Here is a 21,603-nt window from a genome sequence, read left to right as displayed (position 1 = left end):
AAGAAACATGCGGACGGCCACGGCTGGAACCGCTAAAAGACTCGCCAAATCCTAGGTTTGGCGGCAAAAACAGGGTTAATCGAGGCTTAACGGTCTTGTAGCACTTTGGCCCAGAGGCGGCCGCAGGCATAACAGACGCGTCAGGAATGAATCCGCGCAATCGCTGTTGGCACTACACCTGCATCCGCCGCGACAAAGAGGCTGACGAAGCGTTAGGCAATTCCGGCGAGAGAGAGTTGGGGGTGGCGAGAGGTTTGTGCGCCGCCCTTTCCGTGTCGAGAGCTGCCGAAGCGAGAGCGTCGAGCAACAGGTTCATGTGAATTCACGCGAAGGCGCGGCGCGTCTCGCATGAAGCGCGTTTAGGAGCAATGGATGGCCACCAAGGCAAAGACGCTGCAGGCGAAGGACAAGGAAAAAGACGACAAGGCAGCGGATGCGCCGGAGAAGGATTCCCAGGACGCGCCCTCGCCCTTGCTCGACCTGTCCGACGCCGCCGTGAAGAAGATGATCAAGCAGGCCAAGAAGCGCGGCTTCGTGACCTTCGATCAGCTCAACGAAGTCTTGCCGTCCGACCAGACCTCGCCCGAACAGATCGAGGACATCATGTCGATGCTCTCGGACATGGGCATCAACGTCACCGAAGCCGACGACACCGAAGGCGAGGAAGAGAAGGACGAGGGCGACGACGAGACGGATAACGAGCTCGTCGAGGTCACTCAGAAGGCCGTCACCGAGGTCAAGAAGAGCGAGCCGGGCGAGCGCACCGACGATCCCGTGCGCATGTATCTGCGCGAGATGGGCACGGTCGAGCTGCTCTCGCGCGAGGGCGAAATCGCGATTGCGAAGCGCATCGAGGCCGGCCGCGAGGCGATGATCGCGGGCCTCTGCGAAAGCCCGCTGACCTTCCAGGCCATCATCATCTGGCGCGACGAGCTCAACGAGGGCAAGATCTTCCTCCGCGACATCATCGATCTCGAAGCCACCTATGCCGGCCCGGATGCCAAGGGCGGCATGAACGCCGCGATGATCGCAGGACCCAATGGCGAGGGCGGCGAAGCCTCGGCCGAGGGCGGCGAAGCCACCGCGTCCGCCGCTGCGCCCGCGCATGTCGCGCCGCCTGCCGCGCCCCCGTCGCCGACGCCGTTCCGCGCCGCGCCTGCGGCTGCCCCCGAGGGCGAGGAGAAGGATCCGGGCGAGGCCGCCGCCGAGTCCGACATGGACGACGACGAGTTCGAGAACCAGATGTCGCTCGCGGCGATCGAGGCCGAGCTCAAGCCGAAGGTGGTCGAGATCTTCGATCGCATCGCCGACAGCTACAAGAAGCTGCGCAAGCTTCAGGAGCAGGACATCCAGAACCAGCTCCAGAACGAGTCGCTCTCGCCGCATCAGGAGCGCAAGTACAAGAAGCTGAAGGACGAGATCATCGTCGAGGTGAAGTCGCTGCGCCTCAACCAGGCGCGCATCGATAGCCTCGTCGAGCAGCTCTACGACATCAACAAGCGCCTCGTCTCGCATGAGGGCCGCCTGATGCGCCTTGCCGACAGCCACGGTGTCGCCCGCGAGGATTTTCTGCGCAACTACACCGGCTCGGAGCTCGATCCGCGCTGGCTCAACCGCGTCTCGAAGCTGTCGGCCAAGGGCTGGAAGAACTTCGTCCACCACGAGAAGGACCGCATCAAGGACCTCCGCCACGAGGTCCATCAGCTCGCCGCGCTGACCGGCCTCGAGATCGTCGAGTTCCGCAAGATCGTGCACTCCGTGCAGAAGGGCGAGCGCGAGGCACGCCAGGCCAAGAAGGAGATGGTGGAAGCCAACCTCCGCCTCGTGATCTCGATCGCCAAGAAGTACACCAACCGCGGCCTGCAGTTCCTCGACCTGATCCAGGAAGGCAACATCGGCCTGATGAAGGCGGTCGACAAGTTCGAGTACCGCCGCGGCTACAAGTTCTCGACCTACGCCACCTGGTGGATCCGGCAGGCGATCACCCGCTCGATCGCCGACCAGGCCCGCACCATCCGCATCCCCGTGCACATGATCGAGACGATCAACAAGATCGTGCGCACCTCCCGCCAGATGCTCAACGAGATCGGCCGCGAGCCGACCCCGGAGGAGCTCGCCGAAAAGCTCGGCATGCCCTTGGAGAAGGTCCGCAAGGTCCTCAAGATCGCCAAGGAGCCGCTCTCGCTTGAGACGCCGGTCGGTGACGAGGAGGATTCGCATCTCGGCGATTTCATCGAGGACAAGAACGCGATCCTCCCCATCGACGCCGCGATCCAGTCCAACCTGCGCGAGACCACCACGCGCGTCCTCGCCTCTCTCACCCCGCGCGAAGAGCGCGTGCTGCGCATGCGCTTCGGCATCGGCATGAACACCGATCACACGCTGGAAGAGGTGGGTCAGCAGTTCTCGGTGACGCGCGAGCGTATCCGCCAGATCGAAGCGAAGGCGCTGCGGAAGCTGAAGCATCCGTCAAGGAGCCGGAAGCTGCGGAGCTTTTTGGATAATTGATCCGATTTCAATCAGAACGAAAACGGCGGGCCAACAGCCCGCCGTTTTTCTTTGACTCGGCTCTCGCCCCGTCATTGCGAGGAGCGCTTGCGACGAAGCAATCCACCAGGCGATTGCCCTACCCATGTCCGATTCCATTCCAACAGCAACAAAAGTGCGGACGGTGCCCGACTTCCGAGATGGGCCGAAAGCGGAAGTGCGGGTCCGGGGGGCGACTTTCCTTCTTCAAAGTGCGGGATTTCGATGCAGGTAGATCTTCTCGACTACCTTCACGCCAGCTTTGTTCAGCAGGTGGAAGGTTCGAGGCTACGCAGATAACCAGCTCAGTTCGATATGTTCACGTGAGACGTTCGACCGACCCATGGTGTGTCGGCGAGATCGGCTAAGCGGCCACGCTGCTATTTTGTGATCCGCCGGGTTGATGCGACAGTTCTGGTCGGCGCTATCGGCGATATTGAGAACGTCAGCCAAGTGTTCCAGCCAGCCGGCCGATTCTCCGCAGCGAACTCGCCATATCCCTTCAGATTCAAATACCCCTGCATATCGCCTACCGGAAATAGAAAGCCAATCTGCGGACCAACTGCGAAGACTCGGGACCGAAAGCCGCCTAGGGCGGGATGCTGGCCAACGTCATCAGTTATCTGCTGATAGGCATAACCAACGAGGCCGACGAAAGTTTGCTTTGACAGAAACTGCGAGGCTCCCCAGTCAACGTGAAGATCGATGCCGTTCTGGTACTGCGTATCCGGATTCTTGAAATTGTAGGTGAGGCCCGCCACCGCGGAAAACTCGTGGCCAGTTTGCGGATTGAAGTAGGTGTAGCCGGCGCCGCCGTCGATGGCGCCATGCCCGATGCCGAGATTGGCGAGACGGGACGAACTGTAAGCGCCGACGGGAACATCTCCGGTTACGTAGGTCATGAAGTTATGGACGCCTGCATTCCACTTGAGCGTCGCCTGCGGGTAGAGATCCCCGACTGACGTGATCGAGTCGCCGAACCTGCCCGTGCGCGTCACGGCCAGGGGGCCGACAGTTGCGGTGAGCGTTCCTGCTAGATCAGCGCTCGATCGTCCGAACAGTCCTGTCACTCCGATGGCCAGTTGCCCGCCCAGCACGGGGGTTGCGAACGTGTATGTAGGATTGAGCAGGACGAGATCCCCCCGCCCATTCAGACGCAAGTTCAGATCGACGTTTACTGTTGCGGGGATTCTGCCGACGTGAATTTCCCTTGCGGCAGCCGCGGTGCCGAATGCACTTACGCTGGTGTGGTAGTAGACCGCTGCCATTGACCAGCCGGGGGCTTGAGGGGTGGCGGCAAGGCTGCTGAAGCGGCCAGGGAGCCAGTAGGAAACGCCACCTTCGTCGGCGTAAGCCGTGGCAGCAGGCACCGACAGCGTCATGACTGCCGAGGCAATGGCTGCATTCCTGAACGCAGAAGAGAGAGACGGCTTTGTCGCGCTCCTTCCAACGCGCTGTTTTCCTTTTCCAAGGTGAAGTGCCGACATCATGGCCTCCTGCATCGCGAATACCGTGTCATTCGCCCCAGAAAACCCAAAGCGAGTACAGCGTGCTGTGGGGCATCTGGGAGCGGCCTAGCAATCATGCCGGCGCATGCGCGCCGGCATGATTGCCTGCTCTAGGCTCCGACTTTTCTGGCGGCCGGGACCGTCCATGTGCCGTTGATGATCGAGGGGTCCGTCTCCTGGGGCCAGTACATACGCAACATGAGGATGAAATCTCCCTCAGGCGCAGGTAGCCAGTTCGACTCCTTCTCTTTGCCGGGAGAGTCCTTCTGGATGTACAGATCAGTTGATCCGTCCGGATTCTCCTTCAAGTCTTCCCGAGCGCTGACGGAGTACCTGTTGAGCGGGTTCTTCACGAAGAAATAGCCGCTGTCGTACATCGTAAGCGACCAGAATCCCTCCGCTGGAGGCAAGTGACCTTTCGGAAATCGCATCACGTACTTGTTCGCGCCGCTGTACTTGTGACCGTCGGCGTCTTTTTGCGAGGTCGGATAGACGGCATCCTGCGGCCGGTTGGCACCAAGCCCGATCGCGGTTACCAAAGCCCGCATCAAATAGTCGGTGCCGTAGATGCCGGTCTTGGTCGTGAACGCGAACCCATTCTCGTCTTTGATGGCCTTGTTGATTTTGAACTGCAGCATGATCCGGTCGAACGACACCTCCGGCAGGCGCCTCAGAAAGTCTGCCTTCAGCTTACTCTCATCAAAATCCTGCCCTGGGACGATGCCGATGCGGGCAAACTTCGCAAGTTGAGGCGCGTCCGCGGCGTATGGCGGATTAGTCTTCATCAACTCGCAAAGCAGCTTGAAGTATGAGACCGCGTCCATGCGATTGACCTGCTCGCGGACCGCCGCCTTCATATCGATTGTTGGATCCACCTTCCCGGGGGCGGGCGTGTAGGCTTTGCCATAAGCGCTGAGCGGAACGAGCTTGCATTCGTCTTGCAACTTGTGCACCGCAGCGTAATCGTCCGCCGTGCCGGTGCAATAGATGCGGCCGAGCAGCCACACGATATTGGTGGCAGACTTGTACTCCTTGACACCCGCCGGCAGCGTGCCCTTCCAACCCGGCCCCGTGATCGCGTAGGTCTGCGCCCCGGTGCCGGTGGTGCGCTTACCTGGCACGTGAAACACGGTGGTCCAGCCGTCCAGCATCGGCATCAGGAAATAGCGGCCCTTCATGTCCGGAATGCTGAGTATCCACGGCTCCTTTCCGACGTCGAAGAAGGATGTCGTGTACAAGGTGTCGGCATTCGGTGCCGTCACATCCCTGAAGGAGGCATCGGGATACTGGCGCAGCTTGATGATGTGTCCCATCGGACCGCGCGTGCCGACGGGCTCGGCGACATTCGTGATGATCCGCCGGGTCATCTCCATCGTCACCAGCGGGTAGCCAAAGATGTAGGCGTCGCTGGCCAGCCAGAAATCCTCCAGGCCTTGTCCCACTCCGAAAAATGAATCCTGGGCAAGAGCCGGTCGTGTGGCGGCGGCTCCCGCGAGCAGCCCCATTCCGCCAAATGCAAGGGATCGACGGGTGATGTTCATCGCTAATCTCCTTCCTATAGAAAACCAGTCACGTGGATTCGCAGTTCACGCCTTTGTAACGGAGCCACTCGGGCGAACGGTTCAATAGCAGGGCGGATAGGGGTAGTAGCCGCAGCGCGGTGAGTAATAGGGATACGCCGCAGCCCCGGCCACAGCAGCGGCTCCTGCCACGGCAGCGCCGCGGTAGAACGCTCCGCGCCAGGCGGTGCGGCGAGCGACGCCGGCGAAAGACAACGGCGTCAACGGACGGCCAATGATATCGATAAAGACAGATGCCGGCCCGTCCGCCCCGGCGAGATCACCTTCGAGGAGATCGACGTCGAACGTCAGCTTATCACCCTCAAGCTTGGGGGATTTCAACACGACGACGGCATCCAACACCGACGATCCGTCTTTCTTGAATCCTGACACCGTGGCGTTGGGCGGGTCTTTAGCGAAGTTGTCGCTGCCATTGCCCCAGTCCTCGATAATCCGGGAGGTCAGATCATGCCCGGCGGCACGAACCGGCCGGTCGGCAAACACGATCGCATTCGGAGAAATTGCACTCAGCACCAGCTTACCCTCCTTCAGGCTCACCCCGCGTGAGTTGAGTACAAAAAGCGATGGGACCACTTCCGGCTTGGCCTGACCAATCGATTTCTCAAGCGGAATGTGCGGCTTGGGTTCGGCCTGAGATTGAGCAAGAAGCTTGTGCGGAATTGCAACTAAGCCAGCGGCGCAGACCGCAATCAAGGCAACGCGGATTGTCATGATGATCCTCTCCTTTGCAGGCTGGTCGTTCTTCCTCGAACAGCACGTGAGCAATTCGGAAGCGACAAGAGCGTCGCTAGTGGCGGCGGCATCTCTGCATTTCGCGCCAAATCACGCGGCGCGTCTTGCCATTTCGCGCCAATCGTCAGGAATCATTCAACGGGTTGGTGGGGTGAGAACGTCGGCGGACGAGCGACCGATCATGCTTGCGGCCGCGTTGCTGCCGCCGATAAACGATGGGTTGAATTTTCATCAAACGCACGAAAGCGCGGCTGAAGCTGCTGGCGTTCGTGTATCCTAGAAATTCTGCAATATCCGACAAGCGCTTACTCGTATCGGCCAGCAGGCGGCACGCAATCTCCAATCGGACTTCGTCGAGGATCTTGCTGTGGCTTGTGCCCATGCGTTCTAGATGACGCTGTAATGTGCGCCCGCTAATTCTGAGCGCATGCGCTGTGCTATCGAGGGTTGCGTCACCGTGCCGCAGTGATGCAACGATGGCGGTGCGGACCGCCGTGGATGAAGGCAAGCGGACGGCTCTCATCGTTTGACGTCAGGCCTGAAGCCTATGCTCCTACAGCGGAAAATCGATCCATAGGATTAGGGAAGCTGAGAGGCGCATCTGGCCATTGGGCGCCAAAATGTTCGTCGAATGGAATGAGCTGAGACTGCGATCCTCTGGAGGCATAGCCAGGCGACAAAAAGCACGCAAAGAGCCTTGCAGTCCTGATAATCTAAGCGTGTGACAGGCGTCGGCGCTCCCTGTTTAGGGAGTTGTCGTCCTGCGACGCCGCTCGTGCGCTGAATTAAGTGATCGAGACGCACCAATGCCAAAGATTCATTTGACGCGTTGTCAGCACCTCAGTCCCTTCGCTGACATTCTGGATAATCTCGGCGCGCCAACCGCTTCTTTACTGGAAAAGTATCTGCTGCCCGCTTCTCTGGAGGAAAAAGCCGATCATTACGTCCCGATTTTGCCTGCTATCGAATTTGCGGAGTTTGCCAGCCGGTCGCAAGGTATTGAAGATTTTGGATTCCACGCTGCTAAGTCGCTCAATTTCGGACACCTTAGTGAGAAGACCAGGTATCTAATCAGTCATTCTCCGACTTTGCTCGTCGCGCTGCACCAGGCCTGTAGATTAGCTTCGCTCGAAGATTCAAACTTGAGCAACTGGGTCGAGCGCCACGGCGACCATGTTCGCTATTGCAGCAAGCTAGCCGGCACTGCCGGACTTCAGCATCTCGAGCATTCACAATGGCTTCAGAACGTTTTCCCGATTTACATCGTCCGCCAATTCGCCGGACCGGACTGGGCTCCGGCAACTATCGCCTTTGAGGCGCGGTACACGCCGGGTCCGGCATGTCGGTCTTTCTGGCCGACGTCTCAATTCCTGTCTGGTCAAGAAGCTTCGTGGATCGACGTACCTGTTTCATTGCTGGGCCTTCCTAACAGATTGAAGCAAGCTCCTTCTCATCCGAAGAGCGACTTTGTCGAACATTCGAACTTTGACTTTATCCACGCACTTAAGCTGATGCTGCCATCCTACATGGACGAGCGGCCTCCGGCGCTGGCGGAAGTCGCGGAGATGGCGGGGGTCAGCGCACGCAGCCTTCAACGCAAGCTATCTCGCGCCGGGATGACATATTCGCGGCTGTTGGATACCGTGAGGTTTGAAAATGCCAGAAAGCTTTTGCGAGATACGGATTCCAAGATCATCGAGATTGCGTTTGCTTCGGGCTACGCAGATCCCGCCCATTTTACCCGTGCATTCCGCCGGGTTGCAGGCGTGACGCCCGGGCAATTCCGCGAGCAATGGAGGGCTCGATAGTCGAGTTGTCATTCGCTGCATCATGTCCGCTTCGGGGGCACAATGCGAAGAACTCAAGTTGAGCAAATCAGGTCTGCTCTGCCGCCCATCCCCACAGACGCATCTCTGGATTGCTTCGCTGCGCTCGCAATGACGGGGATAGGGCCGAACCCTGCTTCTTCTTCGCCTCCTTTCAATCCGCTCGATCTCCAGCGCCGACCTCCCACTCTTTTACGCGACTCTCGATGCTGCTCCCAATGAGGTTGCGCGCGGCTCGCCGCCGTCGAGGCTGCCGCGCAATTCGGCGGGCCGAGGTCGGGTCGTCCTTCTTTGTGCCTTTGTATCGGCAGCTTCAGCCGAAGGCGTTTATCTGGCTTTCTCTCGGACTATAATTCCGACGAGAAAGGCTCATTGATGCCACCCCACCTCACCGTCTACTACAACACCCGCTGCCCCGTCTGCGACGCCGGCATTGACTGGCAGCGCAACAAGCTGCTGGCGCTGGTGCGCGCGGGCACCGTCGAGTTCAGGGACATCAACGAGCAGCCTGATGCACTGGCGCACTTTGGCGCTTCGCTCGACGACATCAGGCGGCGCCTACACGCGACGGATGAGGCCGGGCGGCTCGTCGTCGGCGCTGATGTCGCGATTGCGCTGTGGCGGTTGACGCCGGGGCAGGGGTGGCTTGCGGTGCTATCAGGCAATCGCGTGGCGCTGCCGATCACGCGGTTTGCCTATGACCGGTTTGCCGATCTGCTATTTGCCTCGAATAAATGGAGCGGGCGCTGGTGAACGCCCCGCTGTGCCCGCCTACTTCTTCTTCGCTCCCACCCGCTCGATCCGCTTGATCTCCAGCGCCGGGCGGCCGCTCTTTTCCGCGATCTCGCGGTCCTGTTCCATGATGAAGTTGCGGGCGGGTTCGTCGCCGTCGAGGCCGCCGAGCAGTTCGGAAGGGACGCGGCGGTTGGAGCGTTGGGAATCGTCTTCGTAGACGACGTTGAAGAAGGCGAATTCGCCTTTGGGGTTGGTTCCGGGTTTTTTGGCCATGGCGGCTTGTCCTCGATCAGGACGCCGCAGTCAAATGACTTTCGGGATTGTGACCTTCGCGATCGTCGCCACGCCCTTCAATAAACGGCGGGCCGAAGCCCGCCGTTTATCTTTTCAGCGTCGCCCGGGGCTGGCAGGGCGACAACCTAAAATAGAAGGCTATAGAAGGCGCGCCGCGATGGCAAGGTAAATCGTCGCGCGACGATGTCGCAGCAGGCGCATCAGATATGCAGCTGATGGATATCGCGATTTCCCACAATCTCGAAAATCAGATGCTTTGGATCCTCGAAGTACTTTGTTCATCTTGCTGCGCTCTCGGAACGCAACGAGAGCGCGCGGGCGTCAGCGTCTGGAGTCTTGCGATGTTGGTAGAATACCACTGTTTCGCCCGACGGTCAACGTTGATTCGGAAAAATAGCAAAGATCATAGCTATCGCTTGACTCCTACTGTGCATGGGGTTGTTTTGCGGTTTTTGTTTAGGCGCCAACGCGCAGGCTTCGCGCTGCGCGCCTCAATCTCGCCGCCGCTGCGCCACCTCCTGCACGGCGAGGCGCGAGCCGTGTCCGCCGCCTTTGTCGCCAGGCTCTTTGCGTCCCTGCGCCATGATCGCGCTGCCCATTGCGGCCGAGCCGAAGGTGATGAGGAAGGAAGCGAGCAGCAGCACGAGCGCAATGCCAGGTGCGCGGTCGGCGAAGATCAGCTCGCGCAAATGCCCGGGATTGAGCCAGAGCAGGCCGCCGACCAATAGCACGGCGGCGCAGGCGCCGATCGCGAGATTGATGGCGAGCAGGCGAAACAGCGGGATGCGGAGGAGGGAGCGGGCTGATTGCGGCTGCTGGCGATTGGGCATGGCGATGACGTTCCCCTCACGCCGCCGGCGCGGCGCGCGCGGCCTGCTGTCGCTCCATCATGGTCTGCCACAACGTCGCGATGCTCTGTTGCGTCTGCGGCGCGATCAGGCAATGGCCCTCATTGTCGAAGCCGCAGAACCGCACGGAAGCGTCCTTCTTCACCTCGGTTAGCGCCTGGTTGATCATCTCGAGACACGTCATGACCTCGCTGACGTCCGAGAGGCGCGTGTGATGCAGGAGGTCCATCAGGCGGAACGTCATCACCGCGGGGCGGCCGAAGCTGATGCCGGGGCGGCCGAGCTCGAACAGCACGTTCACGGCCGGAAGCACGCCGCGGATGTGCTCGAGCACGCCGGCCATGTCTTCCACGCTGCAGGCGACGAGGTGGGGGACTTGCGGCGGCGCGGCCGCCGGCGTCCGTGGCGCAAGGCCGAGCGCGGCGATCACCTCCTGCTCGATCCATTGCCGCACTGGTGCTGGCGCATTGCGGATCTGCTCGGCGCTCAAGGTTATTCCGGTCATGTGTGGTTCTCCTGCTCGGCTCAGTCTAGAAAGCACGGCGTGAGACGGTTTGATGCGGATCAAGCCTTGTGCTTTGACGCTCACGGCGTTCCCGGGCATGATCCGCGCGCTGCTTCGCACTGGAATTCTCTGGGGGATTGCTCCACATGCCGAGACTGCTTCTCGCTGCCGCCTTCGTCTTGTCTTTGGCCGGCGGATCGGCGCAGGCCGCCCGCTGCGGCGGCGACTTCAACGGCTTCATCGCCAGCATGGCGCAGGAGGCTCAGGCCGCCGGCGTCTCGGCGAGCGTGACCAATGCGGCGCTCGGCGGCGTTGCGCCCGACCCTGCGGTTCTCGCCTTCGACCGGCGCCAGCGCTACACCTTCAACAAGACCTTCGAGCAGTACGTCTCGACCCGGGTCGGCCCCGGCCGCATCAATGGCGGGCGCGCGATGCTGCAGCGGCATGCCGCGCTGCTCTCGCGCGTCGAGCAGAAGTTCGGCGTGCCCCGTTATATCCTGGTCGCGATCTGGGGGCTGGAGAGCGATTTCGGCAAGGGCGACACCGGCAAGCTGCCGGTGGTCCGCACGCTGGCGACGCTCGCGCATGATTGCCGCCGCACCGATCTGTTCCAGGGCGAGCTGCTCGCGGCGCTCAAGATCGTGCAGCGCGGCGACCTGCAGCTGCGCGACATGATCGGCGCCTATGCCGGCGAGATCGGCCAGACCCAGTTCCTGCCATCGTCCTACATCAAGTACGGCGTCGATTTCGACGGCGACGGCCATGTCGACCTCCGCCACAGCATCCCCGACGTGCTCGCCTCGACCGCGAACCTCTTGCACACGAGCGGCTTCAAGATGGGCCAGCCCTATGGCGAGGGAACGCCGAACTTCGAGGCGATGCGCGAGTGGAACAGGGCGGTGGTGTACCGCAAGACCATCGGCTATTTCGCCGATCGGCTGATGGGGCAGTGACCACATCATCGGTGTCATCACCCGCGAAGGCGGGTGATCCAGTATTCCAGAGACGGCGCGGCTAGAGCCGAGAAGCCACGGCGTACTGGATTCCCCGCCTTCGCGGGGAATGACAGCGGTGGGTGTGGAGGCCGTTGCGCTCCTGGCTACTTTTCTATCCCCTTCGCCATCTTCTCCAGCCGCCGCTGCAGCGGCGCCCAATACGTGCCCGGGCGGAAGCGCTGCAGCAGGTCCATGAAGCGAGCGTCGTTGCCGATCAGGATGCGCGGCTCGTTGCGCTCGATGCCCCTGATGATGCGCAGTGCCGCGTCCTTCGGCGAGGTCTTCGCCGCGTTCTCGAACCGTTCGATCGATTGCGCGCGCCGGGCATTGTCGGTGACGCCGACGCCGGTGCGGGCGTTGCGCGCGATCGCGGTGGCGATGCCGCCGGGATGCACGACCGACAGCTTCACCGGGCTGCCCGCGACGCTGAGCTCGTGCCGCACGCTCTCCGAGAAGCCGCGCACCGCGAACTTCGCCGCGGCATAGGCCGATTGGCCCGGCGGGGCGATGATGCCGAAGATCGAGGAGAGGTTGACGATGTGGGCCTCGCTCATCGTCTTCAGGTGCGGCAGGAAGGCGCGTGTGCCGTGCACCACGCCCCAAAAATTGATGTCGAACAGCCAGTCCATCTGGGCCTGGTCGATCTCCTCGAACGTGCCCATCAGCGCAACGCCGGCATTGTTGACGACGATGCCGAGGGAAGGATGCGCGGCGACCGCCTCGCTTGCGAACTGCGCGATGTCGCTCGGCTGGCCGACGTCGACGCGATGCAGGCTGACCTTGCGCGCTGTTCCGATCTCCGCCGCGAGTGCCTTCAATCCGCCCTCGTCGCGATCGGCCAGCGCGAGGTCGCAGCCGCGCTGGGCGAACTCGATCGCCAGCGCCCGGCCGATGCCGCTCGCGGCTCCCGTGATCGCGGCAGCGTCGCGAATCGTAGTCATGATGTTCCCCTCAAGCCCCTGATGCGGGAACTATGCTTTACATTTTTTCAGAATGGAACCGAACCGTAGCCGGCCTCGGTTTTTAACATTCGTTATGGAGAGCATGCATTGGGAGCCGCCGATGGGACAAGCGACGCCATTACGCGCGACAGCGCTGATCGTTGAAGATGACGCCATGCAGCGGGAGATGCTTTGCGTCCTGCTGGAAGAGAGCGGCTACCAGGTCATCCAGTGCGAAAGCGCCGAGGCCGCCGAGCGCGTGCTCGACAAGAACGCCGGTGCGCTCTGTCTGATGCTGACCGACGTCCAGCTGGCCGGCCGCATGAACGGCGTCGAGCTCGCGCATGTGGCCAAGCACCGCAATCCCAAGCTCGACGTCGTCGTCACCTCGGGCCGGCCCTTGAAGCAGGCTCTGCCCGACGGCGCCAAGTTCTGGGCCAAGCCCTGGGCGCCGCTTGACGTGCTGCGCGAGGCCGAGATCGCTCAGCTGTCCTGACGCGCCCGCTTTCTCGCAGCGCGCTGCGGTGATAAGGTCGGCCCATGACCTGGTCCTTCCTGCTCACCTCGCTCATCGTCGTCGCTTCCCCCGGCACCGGCGTGCTCTACACGCTGGCCGCGGCGCTGACCCGCGGTTCGCGCGCCAGCGTGGCGGCCGCCTTCGGCTGCACGCTCGGCATCGTGCCGCACATGGCGGCGGCGATGCTCGGTCTTGCCGCCGTGCTCCACACCAGCGCGCTCGCCTTCGCCGCGCTGAAATGGTGCGGCGTCGCCTATCTGCTCTACATGTCCTGGCAGGCTCTGCGCGAGACCGGGGCGCTGGCGGTTGGGGGCGAGATCAGGGAAAGATCGAGCAGCCGCGTCATCGTCACCGGCTTCCTGATCAACATCCTCAACCCAAAACTGTCGATCTTCTTTCTCGCCTTCCTGCCGCAATTCATCGCGGCGGACGAGGCCCATGTGCTGGCGCGCATGCTGGAATTGAGCGGCGCCTTCATGGCGATGACGTTCGCGGTGTTCGTCCTCTACGGCTTCTGCGCCGCCGCGGTGCGCGAGCGCGTCATCTCCCGCCCGGCCGTCATGGCCTGGCTGCGCCGCTCCTTTGCCGCCGGCTTCGCCGCGCTCGGCGCCAAGCTGGCGTTGTCGGAAAGGTAGGTCTTCGTCACCTCTCGAAAGGTCTCGTCATGCCGGGACAAGCCCGGCCATGACGCTGTTAGAGCGGGTACACTTCGAACTCTCGCACAATAAAAAAGCGGGCCTTGCGCCCGCCACCTTCGATCGACCCGACGCCCGGGCGGAGCTCACTCCACCCGGGCAAAGAAGCAGAAGCCTCGTTACTTCTTCTTCGCCTTCTTGGCCTTTTTCGCCTTCTTCTTCGCCGCCTTCTTCGCTTTCTTAGCCATAGTATCCTCTCAAGGGTTAATGGTGGAACGCGACACGAGGGTGCTCGGCGGAGGGCCAGCCTCGCAACATCCTCGACGACAAACTCAGCAGATTCGGAGCCGGCTGCCCCGCGTCGTCACATCCGTGTCATCCTGTTATCCACAGCTCAGATGCACTTTCGGGTGATTTTTGGCGCGAATCCGCTCCACGCGTCAGGCCATCGGGCGCGACAGCCTTAACGATCCGGCAATAGCCGCGTGCCGTTCATGAATCCAAAACCAAGGGCGCGTTTTCGCGAGCCGCAGTGAGACTCCATTAAGCGCAACCATCGCATTGTCTTCCGCAAGAAAACGGGGATGGGTCATGGACGGACGGCTGCCGGGATCGGGGGGCGGGACGCTGCGCGTGCTGTACGCGTCATGCTGAACGTACCGACATTGTGGACGGTCTTCGTCGTCAACTTCCTGGCGCTCGGCGTGATCTGGGCCTACGTGACGCGTTCCTATCCGAATTTCGCGGCTGCGCGGTTCTGGATGGCATCGGCCTTCGTCGGTGCCGCCGGCGCGATGACGGCCTTGATCCGTCTGTTCGTCGCCTCTCCCCTGCCGCTGCTGCTCGGCGCCGGCGGTGTCATCGCTGCGAGCTGCCTTGCCGCCATGGGAATTCAGCGCTTCTACGACCGGCCGGTCTCGTGGCGCCTGATGACCGCGACAGGATGCTTGAGCCTTGTCGGCGTCGTGCTCTTCATGGTTGGATTCGAGCACATGCAATTGCGCATGCTGAGCTACACGCTCGGTCAGGCCCTGCCGCTGGTGCTGGCGCTGCGTCTGTTGTTGTCGCCGGAAGGCCGCGTCAGTCCGGGCGCCAAGCTGTCCGGCATCGTCATCCTCAGCATTATTGCGATTCTGCTCGCGCGCACCGCGGGCAATCTGCTTGGCTATGATCTCTCGGCGCGCGCCGGCGGCCAGGCCCATGCGATCATGGTGCTCGGGCTGCTGTTCCTGTCGATGACCCTTAATTTCGGCTTCCTGCTGATGGCGATGGACCGGTTGCGGGGCGAGGTTGCCGACCTCGCGTTGCTCGACGATCTCACTGGCGTTGCCAACCGGCGGCATCTCTTGCAGCGCCTGACCGAGGAATGCGCCCGTTCGGGGCGCAGCGGTGAGCCGTTCTCGCTGCTGCTGATCGACCTCGACGGCTTCAAGACCATCAACGACACCCATGGCCATGCCGCCGGCGATGCCTGCCTCAAGCACTTCACCCTGATGGCGCAGACGCGCCTGCGGCCCGGCGACATGCTCGCCCGCACCGGTGGCGACGAGTTCTGCATCGTGCTGCCGTCCTCGTCGCTGCGCGAGGCGGCCGCGATCGCCCGCCGCGTGCTCGAGGTCTGCCGTCGGGATGCCGCCAGCTGCAGCGGCCGCGACATTCCGATCGCGATCTCGATCGGGGTTGCCGAGTGGGACCGCGGCATCGGGCAATTCCCGGACCGCCTGATGGCCAATGCCGACCACGCCCTCTATGCCGCCAAGAAGAACGGCAAGAACGATTTTGCGGTCTATGACCCCGCCCCGCCGCTATCGCCCGAGTCTGTCGGGACGGTGAGGACATTCGCGTAAAGCCTGTTAGGCTTGGGTCGCATTGGACCCCGCATGATGATATTTCGCCTGCTCGCGGCCGCGTTGGCCGCTCTCCTTCCGATCGTCCCCGCCGCTGCTGCGGATGCCGAACTCGCCAGGCTCGCGCGCGCCTCCGGCACGCCCGACATCCCCGGCTTGAAGATCGTCTGGCTGGCGCCGTGGGGCGAGGTCCGCAACGCAAAACCCTGGCGCAACATCATCGTGCACCAGACCGAGGGACCGGCGGGGTCGGCCCGCGGCGGCGCGCAGGCGCAGGCGAAGAACCCGACGCGGCGCGGCGTCACGGTCTGGGTCGAGACCGACGGCACGGTCTATTGGGCGGTCGCCGAGAACCTCGTGCCGACCCACGGCGACGGCGCCAACCGCAACGACAACAAGTACATCGACAACCGTCAGACCTACCGCCAGGTGGTGCGCGACAATTCGATCGGCGTCGAGTTCGCCGGCAATTATCCCGACGTGACGGCGGGGCCGACCGAGGCACAGGTCGCGGCGTGGAAGATCCTCGTGAAAGTGCTGCGCGCGCGCTACGACATCCCGCTCGAGCGGGTCTACGCGCACAACTGGATCGACTACAAGGACGCCCGCTATTGCGAAGGCTGCACGCTCGCGACGATGGCAAGGCAATGGGGGGAGTAGGCGGTGTGCCCACACGCACCGCTATCGGGCGCAGTTCGCATCACACCAACAAAAAAGCCGGCGTTGCCGCCGGCTTTTCGTCTCTTTCGATCCGCCAATCTCTGGCGCTGAGCTGCCGCGCTTAATGCGCGGCTTCCAGCGCGGCCTGTTCGGCCTTTGCGATCGTGCCCTTGACCGCGGACTGCACCTTCTCGAAGGCGCGGACCTCGATCTGGCGGACGCGCTCGCGCGACACGCCGAACTCGGCAGCAAGGTCTTCCAGCGTCATCGGCTCATCGGCGAGGCGGCGGGCCTCGAAGATGCGGCGTTCGCGCGGGTTGAGCACGCCCATGGCGCCGTTCAGCGCGTCACGGCGGTGATCATACTCCTCGTGCTCCGCCATCATGGCTTCCTGGTTGGGCGTGTTGTCGACCAGCCAGTCCTGCCATTCGCCGGCTTCGCCATCGTCGCGGATCGGTGCGTTGAGCGACGCATCGCCGCCGAGGCGGCGGTTCATGTCGATCACGTCCTGATCGGTGACGCCGAGGCGCTTGGCGATCAACTTGACTTGGTCGGGGCGGAGATCGCCTTCGTCCAGCGCGTTGATCTTGCTCTTCGCCTTGCGCAGGTTGAAGAACAGCTTCTTCTGGTTCGCGGTGGTGCCCATCTTCACGAGCGACCACGAACGGAGGATGTACTCTTGAATCGACGCCTTGATCCACCACATGGCGTAGGTGGCGAGACGGAATCCCTTCTCGGGTTCGAATCGCTTCACCGCCTGCATCAGGCCGACATTGCCTTCCGAGACGACCTCGGAGATCGGCAGGCCGTAGCCGCGATAGCCCATGGCGATCTTGGCCACGAGGCGGAGATGGCTGGTGACGAGTTGGTGTGCCGCGTCGCGATCGTCATGCTCACGCCAACGCTTGGCGAGCATGTACTCCTCCTGCGGTTCCAGCATCGGGAATTTGCGGATCTCGGCGAGGTAGCGAGAAAGGCCGGATTCTCCATTGAGGACCGGCAAAGCAGCGGTACGGGCCATAGTGCGCCCTCCAAAAGGTTCAGGCCCCCGATAGCGGCGGGCCAGGCAGACGACCGCTGTGTTAAAGCCGGCCGTAGCTGCGATGTTCCGCGTTGGTCATTTCAACGCAGACGCAATATACCCCATCGGGGGTCAAAAAGGGAAGGATTGCTGACGTCACGTCCCCGTGTGGCAGCTATAACTTTTTGTAATGTAAAGGCTTTCTGAAGCGGCCTGCGTCATAGCGCCGCCTTGAGCGCACGTTCCAGGAGAAGCAAATCCTCCGGCAAAGGCGCCTCCCAGTGCAGTAATTCTCCCGTCCTCGGGTGCTCCAATACCAGCAGGTAAGCATGTAAGGCCTGCCGCCCCAGCGCCGCCAAAGCTGCCTGCGACTCGGGGCCGAGCTGGTTGGCCTTGGTCTTGAAATGCGGGCCATAGACGGCATCGCCCATCAGCGGGTGGCCGATATGGGCGAGATGAACGCGGATCTGATGGGTGCGGCCGGTCTCGAGCTCGCAGGCGAGCAGGGCGGCGACGCCCTTGCCGTCGCGTCCATGAAAGCTCTCCAGGATTTCCCAATGCGTCACCGCCTCGCGGCCACCCTGGCGCACGGCCATCTTCTCGCGTGCATGCGGATGCCGGTCGATCGGCGCATCGACGGTGCCGCGGTGCCGGTTCGGCACGCCCCAGGCGAATGCCATGTAGCCGCGCCGCATCGCGCCGGTGCGGCCGTGATCGGCGAATTGCGCCGTCAATGAAGCGTGGGCGAGATCGTTCTTGGCAACCACCATCAGCCCCGTCGTGTCCTTGTCGAGCCGGTGCACGATCCCGGGCCGGCGCACTCCGCCGATGCCGGAGAGCGAGGCGCCGCAATGGGCGATCAGCGCATTCACCAAGGTGCCGGTCTCGTGGCCGGCCGCGGGGTGCACGACGAGGCCCTTGGGCTTGTTGAGGACGACGATGTCGTCGTCCTCGAACACGATATCGAGGGCGATGTCCTCCCCCTTGGGCTCGGCGGGCGCCGCTTCCGGCACGTCGATTATGATCGTATCGCCGGATGCGACGTGATAAGCGGGGTCGCGGACCGCGGAGGCCTTCAGGTGCACTGCGCCCGCCAGGATCAGGGCTTTCAGCCTCGATCGCGACAGCTCCGGCAGGCGCGCCGCCAGCACGCGGTCGAGCCGGGCCGAGCCCTCGGAGCCTTCGACCACAACCTCCAACCTTTGCGCTGACCCAGGGCTTTCCATGACGACGTCTGATACCGCTGTTCCCGAACCGACCCCCGAGCAGGCCGCGCTGTTCGCGCGGGTGCGGCGGATGATGCTGATCGCGGGGTTGACCACGGCGCTGGCGTTCTGCGCCGTGCTGATCGCGGTGGGCTACCGCCTTTTCAAGTCTGAGGGAAGGGCGGTCGAAGCGGCAAGCGATGTCACTGCCACCCTGCCCAAGGGCGCCAGAATCGTCTCGACCGGGGTCGCCGGCGACCGCCTCGTAGTGACGCTGGATCTCGGCGGAATCATCGAGATCCGCACCTTCGATGCCCATACCCTGAAGTCGGCCGGACGGCTGAAATTCGCCAATGAGCCGTAAAACGCCCCTCGGGGTCCTTGCGGCGGACAAATTTCGAGGCTATTGGCTAGCCCTCACGCTCCCTTCGTCTAGCGGTTAGGACGCGGCCCTCTCAAGGCTGAAACAGGGGTTCGATTCCCCTAGGGAGCGCCAGCTGATCCTAAGCCATTGAAAACCTGCACACTCTAGGCGACCATGTCAGCCTGGAGAGACCGCCCTGTTGCACTTTGCCTCACAAGGTGGTCCGCAAATGGTGCTCGCGGTCGTGACATGGCTATCCTGATCCCGAGTCTCGGCTTCGCGCGCTTCGACAGCCGTGGTGAGCTACGACTGGCGGAACGATTGAAGGACTTCCTCGAGGAGAACGCCGTCGTTTGGCACAACCTGCCTGTCGGGCCTCGCAACCGGCATCCGGACTTCATCATCATTCATCCCGCGAACGGCCTGCTCGTGCTCGAGGTGAAGGATTGGCGCCTGGAGACGATCGTGTCGGCCGACAAGACGAAGGTCGAACTGCTGACAAGTCGTGGTGTGGTGCGGGAAAGCAATCCGCTGGAGCAGGCTCGCAAATATACATTCGAGGTCGTGCGCACGCTGGAGCGCGACGGGCAATTGTTGTTTCCGCCGGGACATCGCCTCGCGGGCCGGTCCATCGTTCCGTTCGGCTTCGGGGCCGTGTTCACTAACATCACCCGCAAGCAGTTCGATCAGACTGATCTCAAGGAGGTGTTCTCCGAGCATCTCTGCCTGTTCAAGGACGAGATGACCGAGGGCGCGGACCCCGAGGAATTCCGGTCGAAATTGTGGCGCATGGTTCATCCGCGTCTCGAAGAGCCGCTGTCCATGCCGCAATTCGACCGCCTGCGCGCGCTGCTGTTTCCGGAGGTTCGGATACGACAGATTGCCCTGCCTTTGGACGATGCGCCTCGCGCCGATTCTTCGGATCGGACGCTCGCGGTCATGGACCTTCATCAGGAGCAGTTCGCGCGCAGCCTGGGCGAGGGGCATCGCATCATTCGCGGCGTCGCCGGATCGGGCAAGACCCTGATCCTCGCTTTTCGCGCCGAGTATCTGGCACGTGCGGCGGCAAAGCCGGTGCTGATCCTGTGTTACGCCAACGGCATCGCCGGCCGGCTTGAAGATGCCATGCAGAGCAGGGGTGTCGAGGACCGCGTTCAGGTTCTCACCTTCCACTCGTGGTGCTACCGGATGCTGCGGACGTACGGGATTACCGCCCCATCCGAGCGAGACTATCCGGACTACGCGGAGCGCCTGGCTGCGAGCGTTTCAGAGGTCGTGAAGGCGGTCGATCACGGCCATATCCCGGCGGAGCAGTACGACGCGGTCCTGATCGACGAGGCGCACGACTTCGAACCGCAATGGCTCGCGCTTGCGGCCAAGATGGTGAACCCGCGCACCAAGGCGCTGATGGTCGTCTACGACGATATCCAGGCTATCTATAAGGGGCGTGAACGGCCGGTCTGGAGCCAGCTCGGCATTGAAGCAAAGGGCAGAACGACCGTACTGAAGGTGAACTATCGCAACACCGCCCAAATCGTTGCCTTCGCGAGACGCTTCGCCGCGGACGTCATCGGCGCTCCCGGCATCACGGCCGACGACGAGCACGCCATCCTGCTGCCCGAAGATGCGGGTCGGCAGGGACTGGAGCCGGATGTGCGGCGGTGCGTGAGCATCGAGGCGGAAGCTCACTGCGTTGCCGAGTGGTTTCTCGACCGTAAGAAAGCCGGCTACGAGTGGTCGCAGATGGCGTGTCTCTACCCGGAGCACTGGATCGGCGGACGGGTTGCGCAGATTCTCGCCGGGCATGGTGCGCCGATCGACATCGCCAAGGACAATCGCAACCGGGTTTCGGTCAAGCGGGTCGCCGTGCGATTCCTGAGCATGCACAGCGCGAAAGGGCTGGAGTTTCCCTGCGTCGCCATCGCCGGCTTGGGCCTGCTCGGCCGCCACGGCGAGACCGTCGAGGAATGTGTCCGGCTGACCTATGTCGGGGTGACCCGGGCAACTCACGAGGCGCTCCTGACGTATTCGAGCGAGTCGGCATTGGTGCAGCGCTTGATCGCGTAGCCCGACGCCGCGCAGGCGCTCTTTCACGCGGTAGTGCAGTCGATCGAGCGGAGGATCGCCCGCTGCACGTCCGCATTCGAAAGAAACACATCGTGGTAGGTTGCGCGTCGCATCGTCATCGATGATGACGTGATCGAGTGAACGGGCCTTGCATCCATTCCGGCGCAACTTGCATTCACTCCGGCGCAAAATGAGCCGCATCGCGTCGTCGCTTCTGCGCCGCGCGATGGTTGCACCACGAGCGCATGACTCGGGCGCCCCCTCAACCCTATTCGGGGGGATCGCGAGAGGAGCCGTGGCCATACGTTTTGGCGGTAAACTTCAGTGATGCGCCGAAACGCTTCTGACGGTCTCGGTGAGCATGTCACCCGATGAGGAATGGCTGACGTCACCCAGGCTGATGATGCCGACCATCCGCTTGCTCTTGTTGATCACCGGCAGCCTGCGGACCTGCAGCTTCTCCATATGATGCATCGCCTTGGCGAGGTCATCGTCCTCGCGGCAGCAATGGATGCCCTCGGTCATCACGTCACGTGCCGTCGCGCGGCCGGCATCGAAGCTGTGGCTCGCGAGTCCTTTGCAGACGATGTCGCGGTCGGTCACCATTCCGACCAGCTTGTCATCCTCGCCAATCGGAATGCAGCCGATGTCATGTGCCCGCATCAGTTTGGCAATCTCGGTGATTGGGGTGTCGGGGCTGACCCAGTCGACACCCTTGTGCATCACGTCTTTGACTTTCATGGCGAGCCTCCGTTCGTGGGTTTCAAGTGCGTTGATGCAATGCAGCGGCACCCCCA

At 62.5% G+C, this 21,603-nt stretch carries 21 protein-coding genes and 1 tRNA gene; 11 read left to right on the top strand and 11 right to left on the bottom strand.

The genetic code is table 11. The features are described 5' to 3' along the window. Positions 1–372: 372 nt before the first annotated feature. Entirely contained in the window at positions 373–2,508 is a 2,136-nt protein-coding gene (gene rpoD, locus I6F31_RS16935; protein ID WP_036009578.1) for an RNA polymerase sigma factor RpoD, read from the top strand. A gap of 398 nt (positions 2,509–2,906) precedes the next feature. Here rpoD and I6F31_RS16930 read toward each other — a convergent pair whose 3' ends face one another. The 4 genes from I6F31_RS16930 to I6F31_RS36380 form a co-directional block, all read right to left on the bottom strand. Beyond that, a complete protein-coding gene (locus I6F31_RS16930; protein WP_225144326.1) occupies positions 2,907–3,908 on the bottom strand; it encodes a transporter in 1,002 nt (333 codons plus the stop codon). A gap of 236 nt (positions 3,909–4,144) precedes the next feature. Then, positions 4,145–5,575 carry a DUF1254 domain-containing protein gene (locus I6F31_RS16925; RefSeq protein ID WP_036030373.1) on the bottom strand — a complete coding sequence of 477 codons (1,431 nt, stop codon included), beginning with the start codon at positions 5,573–5,575 and terminating at the stop codon, positions 4,145–4,147. An 81-nt stretch (positions 5,576–5,656) separates the two neighbouring features. Further along, positions 5,657–6,325: a hypothetical protein gene (locus I6F31_RS16920; protein ID WP_225144267.1), complete on the bottom strand. Its 669-nt coding sequence runs from the start codon at positions 6,323–6,325 to the stop codon at positions 5,657–5,659. A 145-nt stretch (positions 6,326–6,470) separates the two neighbouring features. Beyond that, positions 6,471–6,728, bottom strand: coding sequence for an AraC family transcriptional regulator (locus I6F31_RS36380; RefSeq protein WP_244429400.1), 258 nt, complete (start codon positions 6,726–6,728; stop codon positions 6,471–6,473). Positions 6,729–7,152: 424 nt separating this feature from the next. On the opposite strand from I6F31_RS36380, the gene I6F31_RS16910 reads away from it, so the two are divergent. Continuing rightward, positions 7,153–8,154, top strand: coding sequence for an AraC family transcriptional regulator (locus I6F31_RS16910; protein WP_074448034.1), 1,002 nt, complete (start codon positions 7,153–7,155; stop codon positions 8,152–8,154). A 393-nt stretch (positions 8,155–8,547) separates the two neighbouring features. Next, complete coding sequence (locus I6F31_RS16905) at positions 8,548–8,925, top strand: DCC1-like thiol-disulfide oxidoreductase family protein (RefSeq protein WP_225148051.1); 378 nt, start codon at positions 8,548–8,550, stop codon at positions 8,923–8,925. Positions 8,926–8,943: 18 nt separating this feature from the next. Here I6F31_RS16905 and I6F31_RS16900 read toward each other — a convergent pair whose 3' ends face one another. The 3 genes from I6F31_RS16900 to I6F31_RS16890 form a co-directional block, all read right to left on the bottom strand. Then, positions 8,944–9,180, bottom strand: a complete 237-nt coding sequence (locus I6F31_RS16900) for a hypothetical protein (protein ID WP_036009587.1) — start codon at positions 9,178–9,180, stop codon at positions 8,944–8,946. Positions 9,181–9,692: 512 nt separating this feature from the next. Next, entirely contained in the window at positions 9,693–10,031 is a 339-nt protein-coding gene (locus tag I6F31_RS16895) for a hypothetical protein (protein ID WP_225148050.1), read from the bottom strand. A 16-nt stretch (positions 10,032–10,047) separates the two neighbouring features. Next, a complete protein-coding gene (locus tag I6F31_RS16890) occupies positions 10,048–10,554 on the bottom strand; it encodes a hypothetical protein (RefSeq protein WP_036009591.1) in 507 nt (168 codons plus the stop codon). A gap of 146 nt (positions 10,555–10,700) precedes the next feature. Here I6F31_RS16890 and I6F31_RS16885 point away from each other — a divergent pair, with 146 nt between their 5' ends. Continuing rightward, entirely contained in the window at positions 10,701–11,507 is an 807-nt protein-coding gene (locus tag I6F31_RS16885; RefSeq protein WP_225114062.1) for a lytic murein transglycosylase, read from the top strand. A 146-nt stretch (positions 11,508–11,653) separates the two neighbouring features. Here the strand turns inward: I6F31_RS16885 and I6F31_RS16880 are convergent, their stop codons facing one another. Then, complete coding sequence (locus I6F31_RS16880; protein ID WP_225185749.1) at positions 11,654–12,490, bottom strand: SDR family NAD(P)-dependent oxidoreductase; 837 nt, start codon at positions 12,488–12,490, stop codon at positions 11,654–11,656. Positions 12,491–12,611: 121 nt separating this feature from the next. On the opposite strand from I6F31_RS16880, the gene I6F31_RS16875 reads away from it, so the two are divergent. The 4 genes from I6F31_RS16875 (at position 12,612) to I6F31_RS16860 (ending at position 16,149) form a co-directional block, all read left to right on the top strand. Further along, a complete protein-coding gene (locus tag I6F31_RS16875) occupies positions 12,612–12,986 on the top strand; it encodes a response regulator (RefSeq protein WP_036044151.1) in 375 nt (124 codons plus the stop codon). Positions 12,987–13,030: 44 nt separating this feature from the next. Next, the gene (locus I6F31_RS16870) at positions 13,031–13,642 is read left to right on the top strand and encodes a LysE family translocator (RefSeq protein WP_025032144.1); all 612 of its coding nucleotides are present in this window, start codon (positions 13,031–13,033) and stop codon (positions 13,640–13,642) included. Between the two features lie 647 nt (positions 13,643–14,289). After that, positions 14,290–15,489 carry a GGDEF domain-containing protein gene (locus tag I6F31_RS16865; protein WP_036009598.1) on the top strand — a complete coding sequence of 400 codons (1,200 nt, stop codon included), beginning with the start codon at positions 14,290–14,292 and terminating at the stop codon, positions 15,487–15,489. A gap of 33 nt (positions 15,490–15,522) precedes the next feature. After that, positions 15,523–16,149, top strand: coding sequence for an N-acetylmuramoyl-L-alanine amidase (locus I6F31_RS16860; RefSeq protein ID WP_036009600.1), 627 nt, complete (start codon positions 15,523–15,525; stop codon positions 16,147–16,149). Positions 16,150–16,270: 121 nt separating this feature from the next. Here the strand turns inward: I6F31_RS16860 and rpoH are convergent, their stop codons facing one another. Continuing rightward, entirely contained in the window at positions 16,271–17,170 is a 900-nt protein-coding gene (gene rpoH / locus I6F31_RS16855) for an RNA polymerase sigma factor RpoH (RefSeq protein ID WP_036009602.1), read from the bottom strand. Between the two features lie 218 nt (positions 17,171–17,388). Further along, positions 17,389–18,396: an RluA family pseudouridine synthase gene (locus I6F31_RS16850; protein WP_036009604.1), complete on the bottom strand. Its 1,008-nt coding sequence runs from the start codon at positions 18,394–18,396 to the stop codon at positions 17,389–17,391. Here I6F31_RS16850 and I6F31_RS16845 point away from each other — a divergent pair. The 3 genes from I6F31_RS16845 to I6F31_RS16835 all read left to right on the top strand — a co-directional run bounded on the left by I6F31_RS16845 (position 18,395) and on the right by I6F31_RS16835 (position 20,806). Further along, the gene (locus I6F31_RS16845; protein WP_036009606.1) at positions 18,395–18,739 is read left to right on the top strand and encodes a hypothetical protein; all 345 of its coding nucleotides are present in this window, start codon (positions 18,395–18,397) and stop codon (positions 18,737–18,739) included. The two genes, I6F31_RS16850 and I6F31_RS16845, sit on opposite strands and share 2 nt — an antisense overlap. A 57-nt stretch (positions 18,740–18,796) precedes the next feature. Then, positions 18,797–18,871: transfer RNA gene (locus I6F31_RS16840), tRNA-Glu, on the top strand. A 117-nt stretch (positions 18,872–18,988) separates the two neighbouring features. Continuing rightward, positions 18,989–20,806, top strand: coding sequence for an NERD domain-containing protein/DEAD/DEAH box helicase (locus I6F31_RS16835; RefSeq protein WP_051056987.1), 1,818 nt, complete (start codon positions 18,989–18,991; stop codon positions 20,804–20,806). 321 nt (positions 20,807–21,127) lie between these two features. Here I6F31_RS16835 and I6F31_RS16830 read toward each other — a convergent pair whose 3' ends face one another. Continuing rightward, complete coding sequence (locus I6F31_RS16830) at positions 21,128–21,547, bottom strand: CBS domain-containing protein (RefSeq protein WP_036009620.1); 420 nt, start codon at positions 21,545–21,547, stop codon at positions 21,128–21,130. Positions 21,548–21,603: the final 56 nt, after the last annotated feature.

The sequence above is a fragment of the Bradyrhizobium sp. NBAIM01 genome, assembly GCF_020194115.1.
Lineage (GTDB): Bacteria > Pseudomonadota > Alphaproteobacteria > Rhizobiales > Xanthobacteraceae > Bradyrhizobium > Bradyrhizobium yuanmingense.
This window is presented reverse-complemented; position numbering and strand designations above follow the sequence as displayed.

What these genes read in the sequence shown, in the direction of transcription:
- rpoD (WP_036009578.1), top strand. Translation starts at nt 373, where the DNA reads ATGGCCACCAAGGCAAAGACGCTGCAGGCGAAGGACAAGGAAAAAGAC.
- I6F31_RS16930 (WP_225144326.1), bottom strand. Translation starts at nt 3,908, where the DNA reads ATGACGCTGTCGGTGCCTGCTGCCACGGCTTACGCCGACGAAGGTGGC.
- I6F31_RS16925 (WP_036030373.1), bottom strand. Translation starts at nt 5,575, where the DNA reads ATGAACATCACCCGTCGATCCCTTGCATTTGGCGGAATGGGGCTGCTC.
- I6F31_RS16920 (WP_225144267.1), bottom strand. Translation starts at nt 6,325, where the DNA reads ATGACAATCCGCGTTGCCTTGATTGCGGTCTGCGCCGCTGGCTTAGTT.
- I6F31_RS36380 (WP_244429400.1), bottom strand. Translation starts at nt 6,728, where the DNA reads ATGGGCACAAGCCACAGCAAGATCCTCGACGAAGTCCGATTGGAGATT.
- I6F31_RS16910 (WP_074448034.1), top strand. Translation starts at nt 7,153, where the DNA reads ATGCCAAAGATTCATTTGACGCGTTGTCAGCACCTCAGTCCCTTCGCT.
- I6F31_RS16905 (WP_225148051.1), top strand. Translation starts at nt 8,548, where the DNA reads ATGCCACCCCACCTCACCGTCTACTACAACACCCGCTGCCCCGTCTGC.
- I6F31_RS16900 (WP_036009587.1), bottom strand. Translation starts at nt 9,180, where the DNA reads ATGGCCAAAAAACCCGGAACCAACCCCAAAGGCGAATTCGCCTTCTTC.
- I6F31_RS16895 (WP_225148050.1), bottom strand. Translation starts at nt 10,031, where the DNA reads ATGCCCAATCGCCAGCAGCCGCAATCAGCCCGCTCCCTCCTCCGCATC.
- I6F31_RS16890 (WP_036009591.1), bottom strand. Translation starts at nt 10,554, where the DNA reads ATGACCGGAATAACCTTGAGCGCCGAGCAGATCCGCAATGCGCCAGCA.
- I6F31_RS16885 (WP_225114062.1), top strand. Translation starts at nt 10,701, where the DNA reads ATGCCGAGACTGCTTCTCGCTGCCGCCTTCGTCTTGTCTTTGGCCGGC.
- I6F31_RS16880 (WP_225185749.1), bottom strand. Translation starts at nt 12,490, where the DNA reads ATGACTACGATTCGCGACGCTGCCGCGATCACGGGAGCCGCGAGCGGC.
- I6F31_RS16875 (WP_036044151.1), top strand. Translation starts at nt 12,612, where the DNA reads ATGGGACAAGCGACGCCATTACGCGCGACAGCGCTGATCGTTGAAGAT.
- I6F31_RS16870 (WP_025032144.1), top strand. Translation starts at nt 13,031, where the DNA reads ATGACCTGGTCCTTCCTGCTCACCTCGCTCATCGTCGTCGCTTCCCCC.
- I6F31_RS16865 (WP_036009598.1), top strand. Translation starts at nt 14,290, where the DNA reads ATGCTGAACGTACCGACATTGTGGACGGTCTTCGTCGTCAACTTCCTG.
- I6F31_RS16860 (WP_036009600.1), top strand. Translation starts at nt 15,523, where the DNA reads ATGATGATATTTCGCCTGCTCGCGGCCGCGTTGGCCGCTCTCCTTCCG.
- rpoH (WP_036009602.1), bottom strand. Translation starts at nt 17,170, where the DNA reads ATGGCCCGTACCGCTGCTTTGCCGGTCCTCAATGGAGAATCCGGCCTT.
- I6F31_RS16845 (WP_036009606.1), top strand. Translation starts at nt 18,395, where the DNA reads ATGACGACGTCTGATACCGCTGTTCCCGAACCGACCCCCGAGCAGGCC.
- I6F31_RS16850 (WP_036009604.1), bottom strand. Translation starts at nt 18,396, where the DNA reads ATGGAAAGCCCTGGGTCAGCGCAAAGGTTGGAGGTTGTGGTCGAAGGC.
- I6F31_RS16835 (WP_051056987.1), top strand. Translation starts at nt 18,989, where the DNA reads ATGGCTATCCTGATCCCGAGTCTCGGCTTCGCGCGCTTCGACAGCCGT.
- I6F31_RS16830 (WP_036009620.1), bottom strand. Translation starts at nt 21,547, where the DNA reads ATGAAAGTCAAAGACGTGATGCACAAGGGTGTCGACTGGGTCAGCCCC.